At 43.6% G+C, this 7,298-nt stretch carries 6 protein-coding genes and 1 tRNA gene; 3 read left to right on the top strand and 4 right to left on the bottom strand.

Annotation, left to right across the window (positions count from 1 at the left end; all coding sequences use genetic code 11):
• Positions 1-167: 167 nt before the first annotated feature.
• Both FTV03_RS12325 and FTV03_RS12320 read right to left on the bottom strand, forming a co-directional pair.
• On the bottom strand, positions 168-1,457 hold the full coding sequence (locus FTV03_RS12325; RefSeq protein ID WP_180041561.1) for an integrase arm-type DNA-binding domain-containing protein: 1,290 nt from the start codon (positions 1,455-1,457) through the stop codon (positions 168-170).
• 210 nt (positions 1,458-1,667) lie between these two features.
• A tRNA-Ser gene (locus tag FTV03_RS12320) sits at positions 1,668-1,758 on the bottom strand.
• 122 nt (positions 1,759-1,880) lie between these two features.
• Between FTV03_RS12320 and FTV03_RS12315 the strand changes: the two genes are divergently transcribed.
• Positions 1,881-3,761 (top strand): potassium transporter Kup, encoded by a 1,881-nt coding sequence (locus FTV03_RS12315; protein WP_078193161.1) that lies wholly within the window; start codon positions 1,881-1,883, stop codon positions 3,759-3,761.
• A gap of 201 nt (positions 3,762-3,962) precedes the next feature.
• Here the strand turns inward: FTV03_RS12315 and FTV03_RS12310 are convergent, their stop codons facing one another.
• Positions 3,963-4,679, bottom strand: coding sequence for a hypothetical protein (locus tag FTV03_RS12310; protein ID WP_180041560.1), 717 nt, complete (start codon positions 4,677-4,679; stop codon positions 3,963-3,965).
• Between the two features lie 263 nt (positions 4,680-4,942).
• On the opposite strand from FTV03_RS12310, the gene FTV03_RS12305 reads away from it, so the two are divergent.
• Positions 4,943-6,031, top strand: coding sequence for a DNA/RNA non-specific endonuclease (locus FTV03_RS12305; protein WP_078193159.1), 1,089 nt, complete (start codon positions 4,943-4,945; stop codon positions 6,029-6,031).
• A 117-nt stretch (positions 6,032-6,148) separates the two neighbouring features.
• Positions 6,149-6,397 (top strand): hypothetical protein, encoded by a 249-nt coding sequence (locus FTV03_RS12300; RefSeq protein WP_180002780.1) that lies wholly within the window; start codon positions 6,149-6,151, stop codon positions 6,395-6,397.
• A 97-nt stretch (positions 6,398-6,494) separates the two neighbouring features.
• On the opposite strand, the gene aqpZ is transcribed toward FTV03_RS12300, so the two are convergent.
• Positions 6,495-7,181 (bottom strand): aquaporin Z, encoded by a 687-nt coding sequence (gene aqpZ / locus FTV03_RS12295; protein ID WP_180041559.1) that lies wholly within the window; start codon positions 7,179-7,181, stop codon positions 6,495-6,497.
• Positions 7,182-7,298 lie beyond the last annotated feature (117 nt).

The following is a 7,298-nucleotide window of genomic DNA, read 5'->3' as shown; positions in this document are numbered from 1 at the left end:
CAAATGCCTTTGTGCACTGGAAAATGGGATGTTTACCATCGGTTGGATAATGGGAGCCGGATGAGCTGAGAGGTTCATGTCCGGTTCTGCGAGGGGCTAAGGGTGAAATTCCCTTGGTCTACTCACCGGTAGCTAACCTAGACTTAGCAATTCAATAATATAGAAAATTATGCAGTTTTGGTGTTCTGTTTAAAGAGAATCAAATTTTCACTTTCATCATTTGGCTTAAACTTCGATACATCCCCACCTTGACGAAGTGTGTCCAGATAATCCGACCATAGCTGCATCATTTCACGTCTACGGCGTAAAAATTTAGTTCGGTTGTAGGCTGTACCGTTTGGGTCTTTAACCTTGTGTGCAAGCTGGTGTTCCACAATATCAGTTCTGTATTCAATTTCTTCATCGAGCAGCGTTCTCGCCGTTGCTCTGAATCCGTGTGCTGTGTGCTTTCCTTTAAAACCTAGTCGCTTTAATACTTGGGTCAATGTTTCTGTACTCATGCACTCAGATGAAGTTTTGACACTTGGGAATACATATTTTGAAGTTGTCCGTAGTTCCTCCAGTTGCTTGAGAATGTCATAAGCCTGAATTGATAGCGGTACTATGTGGTCTTGATTTGTTTTACTTGCTGCAAATGACAAGCATCTATTTTCAAAGTCTACCGATTCCCATAGTAAGGTTCTGATTTCTCCTGGGCGCTGATAAATATACGCTGACAACTTTAGTGCTAACTCGGTTCTGATTCTTGTACGTGGGAAGTCCTTAGTTAAACGCCATGTTTTACGCAATAGATCGGCTAACTCTCTTTCGTCAGTCACGGCGTTATGATTGCCTTTAATCGGTTGGGGTAGGCTAATGTCGGGAGCAGGGTTATAAGTAATGATTCGGCGTTTTAACGGAAGTTTAAGCACCATATTCATAATTGACTTAACACGTCTAGCCGATTCAAGCGCACCACGTTCAACAAGTGCATCGGTCACATCACGCTCCAGTTGCTCAGTGGTCAGTTGTGCTACTGGCAACTTGCCAATAAAGGGGAGTATGTCTTTATCAAGTTTGCGTATTGTTTCACTGTCTACCTTTCCTTCATGCCTGCGAATCTCTAACCATTCCGCAGCAAATTTGCTAAAGGTATTCTCTAAGGTTTCAAGCTGCTCACGTTTTTTATTATTGCGCTGCTCGGCTGGGTCGATACCGTCTGCCAGCATCTTTTTAAATTCTTCTCTCTTTGCTCGCGCCTGTTCAAGGCTAATGGTTGGATAAGTACCAATTGCAAGGGTGTTGTATTTTTGCGTCACTGGTCGGCGGTAATCCATGCGCCAATACTTCGCTTCGGTATCATCAATCAATAAATACAGGCCACCGCCGTCAGGGTGTCTTTGCTTCTTTGCGCCATTCACATCAAAGTTAAGGTTCTTCACGCCTTTAGCAGTCAGCTTGTTAGACTGTTTTGCCATTTCTGATTTCTCCTAGTTGTCGGTATAAAATCAGCACTTTTGGGATTGGTGGTTAAAATTTAGCTGATTTGGATTTATACCGACAAATATACCGACAAAGTAGTCGGTATACTACCGTTATCCATCGTATTGTATCGGACATAAAAAAAGGCTCAATCCCTTTAGAATCAAGCCTTTTGCACTACGGTAAACTACTATAAATATCAAATTTGGCGGTGAAAGAGGGATTCGAACCCTCGAAACGCTATAAACGTTTACACACTTTCCAGGCGTGCTCCTTCAGCCACTCGGACACTTCACCTTTTGCGCGGTGGATAATAGCGAAAAAAATATATTCTGCCAAGAGAAACAATTGAATTAGACAAAAACATCTTGAGCGGTGCTATGATTCGCAAAAATCCTGTCTAAATTGAAGACAATTATATGCAAAGTACTGCACAAAAAGCCGCATTGCCTGCCATCACCTTGGCAGCTTTGGGCGTAGTATTCGGAGACATTGGGACGAGCCCATTATATGCGCTGCGCCAATGTTTCCTCACAGCACACTTGGCGATTAGCGAAGCGTCTGTGCTGGGTATTCTGTCCCTGATTTTCTGGTGCATCATGCTGACGATTAGTTTTAAATACGTCAGCATCATCATGCGCGCAGATAACAATGGCGAGGGCGGTATTATGTCGCTGTTGGCCTTGAATCTACGAACCACACGAATTGCCGAAAACAAAAAAATCTACCTGATTGCCCTTGGCTTTATTGGGGCATCTTTGTTCTTTGGTGATGGGATCATTACCCCCGCAATCTCTGTGTTATCCGCGATTGAAGGCTTAAGTATTGCGACGCCGATGTTTAACCAATGGCTGCAACCCTTATCGATCGGTATTTTAGCGGGGCTATTTTTAGTGCAACGCCATGGCACAGGCACGATGGGTAAATTCTTTGGGCCTTTAACGCTCATGTGGTTTTTATCCATTGGTGGTTTTGGACTATGGAGTATTTCGCAAACGCCATTTGTATTGACCATGATCAGTCCACATTGGGCCTTCAATTTTGTGGTTCAGCAGCCTTATGTTGCATTTTTGACTATGGGTGCGGTTATCTTGACGATGACGGGTGGTGAGGCAATCTATGCCGATATGGGGCATTTTGGCCGACTCCCAATCCGCTTGGCATGGTTTATTGTGGTGATGCCGTGCTTGCTGTTGAACTATGCGGGTCAAGGTGCTTTGCTACTGCGTAATCCTGAAGCTTTAGCCAATCCATTCTATATGCTGATTCCTGAATGGGCATTGTATCCAATGATTGCTTTGGCAACTGCGGCCGCGGTGATTGCCTCTCAAGCGGTGATCACAGGGGTATTCTCCATGGTCAATCAGGCGATTCAATTGCGTTACTTGCCGCGTTTGACAGTGAAACATACCTCTGAAGTTGAACGTGGTCAGATTTATTTACCATTTATTAACTGGGCATTGTTTATCTCGGTGCTGATCTTGATCTTGCTGTTTGAAAACAGTGCGAATTTGGCCAGTGCGTATGGCGTAGCTGTGACCATGACCATGCTCTGCGGTACGATTTTGATCTCAGTTTTGGCTTATGGTTTATGGCGTTGGCCCGTTTGGAAAGTGGCAATATTTGCAGTGCCATTTTTATTGATTGATTTGATCTTTGTTGCATCGACATCATTAAAAATTGCAGCGGGCGGTTGGGTTCCAATCCTGATTGGTGCTGTATTGTTTACGATTTTAATGACGTGGAAAGATGGTCGGGCATTGGTGCTCAATCGACTCGGTAAAGATGCCTTGCCTATTGACCTGTTTATTCGCAGTGTCAGCATGGGTAGTGAAACCAAGTTTGTTCCAGGTGATGCCGTATTCTTGACAGGAACGCCTGAGATCGTGCCTCATGCCATGTTGCATAATATTAAGCACAACAAAGTTCTGCATGAACGCAATATTATGGTTACGGTCAACACCCGAGATGTGCCATTTGTACCCGAAAATGAGCGGGTGATCACGGAAAAACTAGATGATCGATTCTATCGAATCACAATGTTTTATGGGTTTAAAGATCAGCCGAATATTCCTGCCGCTTTGGAGCATGCGTATCGTGAATTGGGCTTTGAATTTGATCTAATGCAAATCAGTTTCTTTATTTCCAGAGACCGTATTATTCATACATTGGGTGAAGGAATGGCACCTTGGCGAGAAAAGCTGTTTATCTCTATGCAGCGAAATACCAGTCCAGTCAGCGATTTTTATCAAATTCCAACCAACCGTGTGGTTGAGTTGGGCAGCCAGATTGAAATTTAAGACGTAGATTTAACTTTTAGGCATAGATTTAAAAGTTAAACACGAAAAAGCCAGATCAATTCTGGCTTTTTTATTTGGGATAATTGAACTTATTTAGTCCAAAGACATAGAGATCATTCTGTTGCTTTTTCCTGGGAGGAGTATGCGAGCAAAACAACAGAATGAACATGTTGCGTTATTTCATCCTTGAAAATACGCTGATTAGTTGATTGTCGCGTCTACATCTGCAGAGGCTTCAGGCGCAGCTTGGATGGCTTCGTCAGCAACAGGTGCTTCTGGGTTGGCTTGAATTGATGCATCTGCAGGATTTGCACTTTGAGTTTCAGGTGCTGCCATAAAAGCATCCTGTTGTGCTTGAGGGGCTTCAGGTAATGCAGCCGATGCGCTATCGGCATTCACTGGCGCTTCTGCAGAAGAGGCAATGACGGGTGCAGCGTTGTTATCCGCTGATACGGCTTCAGGTACTTGCTGTGCTGTTTCCACAGGTGCTTCAGTTACCGCGGCTTCAGGTGTATTGGCCACTGCCGTTTGTTCAGTTGGCACAGACTGCTCTGTAGGTGCAGCAGCTACACTTTGCTGTTCATTTGCGAGTGCATTTTCCGCTTCAGTCGCTGCTTGTTCAGCATTTGCAGGGACTGCAGGGGCATTCGGATCGATTTGGTTTGCCTGAGCCTGTTCAGGGTTTAAGGGCTGTTCTGTTGCAGCGGGATTGACTTGTCCGGCAGGAGCTTCAACCAATTGAACTTGGCCACTTGAAACTAAGTCCTGAATGGAACCAGGTTGACCATTCAAGGTGGTCACAATTTTGACTTTAGATAAGCTTTCTAATGTATCACCGGGTTGAATCGGCGGCTCTGCAAATGCTGCTGCGCTCATTAAACCTGAAATTAAACCTAAACCTAAAATTTTAGAATGCATAATCACTCCGTATATTTTTATCGCAATTTTTCGTATTTTTACCTTGTCATAATTCTTGAGGCGAATTCAATGAAACATACGCAACTGCTTCATGACCTCCTATAAAGAACTGCACAACTGCGACATAAAGTTACATCAACTGCTGCTTTGTTAAACAATATTTGTGTGATTGTTAAGCAAATTAAAAAAGAAAAGTGTACTAAAATATGCACCCTTGCTAAGCTGCGGAAAAATAGTCCTTTTAGAAGTCATTGTTGTAAGTCATGGTCAAAAAGAAACGCAATTCAGCAAATCCACTTTCACAGTTATTTGGGCAAAATGGCATAAAAGTGCTGTTGGGTCTGGTGGCAACAGGAAGCTTTGCTATTGCTTTCGGGCAAGAAAAAATTCAACAACTTGTTTCTATGAGCAGCACTTCAAATAGCGCCTGTTTGGACCAATTTTATCGTGAAGTGCCACCTTATTTGGTCCGTGAAAGCCTACATAAAAACAGTTTTCCACTGTGTTTTAATGGCTTTAATGTCATGTATTCAGGGATATCCAAGACACCGCTTTGGGTTGCAGAAGCATTAACCCCCGCACGCCTGAGTCAAAAAATTCCGCGTGAAGATAACTTTCATGAAGAGACTCGCGTGCCGTCTGAATATCGGGCTTTGCTGTCAGACTATAAATCTTCAGGCTATGACCGTGGACACATGGCGCCAAATGCCGATATGCCCAATAAAGCTGCGCAGTTAGATAGTTTTTCTTTGGCCAATATGGTGCCGCAAGCTCCAAAAAATAATCAGCAAGTGTGGCGTGAGTTAGAAGAAGCCACACGGGCGATAGTGACCAAACAAAAGCAAGATGTCTATGTGGTAACGGGGCCGGTATATAGTGCGAAAAAATTAAAAACCATCGGGCAAGGGGTCATCGTGCCGACCGCTACTTATAAGGCGATCTATTTGCCGAAAAAAGGTGTTGCAGGCGTGTACTATGCGGACAATACCTTGCGTGATACGGCACCGACAGTCAAAGTCATGAGTATTTGTGCGCTAGAAGAACTGACTGGAATTAATTTCTTTCCAGAATTAACTGAAGACCAAAAGCGTAATACCTACCGTTTGCCACTCAAAGCCACCCAAGTAAAAGCAAATCAAGATATCGCTTATTTGCATTGGGATGCTGAAAGCCAGTGTGCTGCAGATGTCGCAGAAGACAAGATTTTAAGTTTGCAAAAAGAGTTTAAATCGAGTGGTGGTTCTGTGGGAGAGACATCCATGGCAAGCAGTGAAAATGACAACAATCAAGATGCCTTGGTCAAACAATTGATTGAAGAAATTCTGCAATATCTGCTACAGATTTTGAAATAATTGAGTAGATAATAGCGCTGAACTGCGAGCGATGAAGAGGATCATTGCTTGCAGTTGAAATCTTTTTCACGTATTTCTATTGCTGCATCACTACAACAAAAAAGAAGGATATCCATCATGTTCAAAGCATTTGAAAATGACACTGCGTCGCATGCAATTCATGACTTAACACTAGAAAATGGCCAAGATCGAATTAATATTTATGGCAATTTACAGGTGACGAAAGACCAAGCAGGTTTAGCTGCAGCGAAAGCTTTACAGGCATTTTTCAATGATGTGGTGACCACGCTTGAGGCAGAAACCAACTTAGCTGAAAAAATAGCGCAGGGCGGTGAAGAAAACGAAGTAGAAAATCCATTTCTTTAAAGCTGTGTCATCGGCCGTCGAAGGAAGCAAAGCTCAATTCGGGATGAATGAAAAAAAGCTCACAGATTGTGAGCTTTTTTATGGTGTCTTCTTCTATTTATTCGTCTTTTGCCATCAGTTTATAGATGACCGCACCAATCACCGCACCAATGATTGGGGCTACCCAAAATAGCCAAACTTGTGATAGCGCAGCAGTTTCAGCAAAGAATGCCACACCCATACTACGCGCTGGGTTGACCGAAGTATTAGTGACGGGAATGCTGATCAGATGGATCAATGTAAGCGCAAGACCGATCGCAGTTGGGGCAAATCCAGTAGGGGCACGTTTATCCGTTGCTCCCATGATCACAATCAGGAAGCCAGCCGTCAGCACAATTTCAATGACTAACGCTGAGAGCATAGAGTATTTACCTGGAGATAATTCACCATAGCCATTGGTGGCAAAACCGCCGACTCCTGTAAATCCGGCCTGACCTTGTACAATGATGAATAGAATAAATGCGGCGAGGGTTGCACCCAGCAATTGAGAAATAATATAGGGTGCTAGTTCTTTCGCTTCAAAACGACCACCGGCCCACAAGCCGATACTCACGGCAGGGTTAAAATGTCCCCCTGAGATATGACCCAGCGCATAAGCAGCCGTTAACACCGTTAAACCGAAGGCCAGTGCCACGCCTGCGAAGCCAATGCCAAGTTCAGGAAAGGCCGCAGCCAAGACCGCACTACCACAACCACCAAAGACCAGCCAAAACGTACCGATCAGTTCTGCTAAATATTTATTCATTTAAAATTCCATTTGTTTTTGTCATTTGGAATAGATTTTCAATCTTTCACTCAGCATGAGTGCAATATAGTTGTGAAGTGTTGTTTTATTCATTTATTGAATATGCATAGCTTTAAT

The organism is Acinetobacter sp. YH12218, from assembly GCF_013417925.1.
Classification (GTDB): Bacteria; Pseudomonadota; Gammaproteobacteria; order Pseudomonadales; family Moraxellaceae; genus Acinetobacter; species Acinetobacter amyesii.
The sequence above is the reverse complement of the archived record's forward strand: the minus strand, read 5'-3'. Positions and strand labels throughout refer to the sequence as shown.

Excerpts from the sequence above, each read along its gene's own strand:
- FTV03_RS12325 (WP_180041561.1), bottom strand. The coding sequence starts at position 1,457 with ATGGCAAAACAGTCTAACAAGCTGACTGCTAAAGGCGTGAAGAACCTT.
- FTV03_RS12315 (WP_078193161.1), top strand. The coding sequence starts at position 1,881 with ATGCAAAGTACTGCACAAAAAGCCGCATTGCCTGCCATCACCTTGGCA.
- FTV03_RS12310 (WP_180041560.1), bottom strand. The coding sequence starts at position 4,679 with ATGCATTCTAAAATTTTAGGTTTAGGTTTAATTTCAGGTTTAATGAGC.
- FTV03_RS12305 (WP_078193159.1), top strand. The coding sequence starts at position 4,943 with ATGGTCAAAAAGAAACGCAATTCAGCAAATCCACTTTCACAGTTATTT.
- FTV03_RS12300 (WP_180002780.1), top strand. The coding sequence starts at position 6,149 with ATGTTCAAAGCATTTGAAAATGACACTGCGTCGCATGCAATTCATGAC.
- aqpZ (WP_180041559.1), bottom strand. The coding sequence starts at position 7,181 with ATGAATAAATATTTAGCAGAACTGATCGGTACGTTTTGGCTGGTCTTT.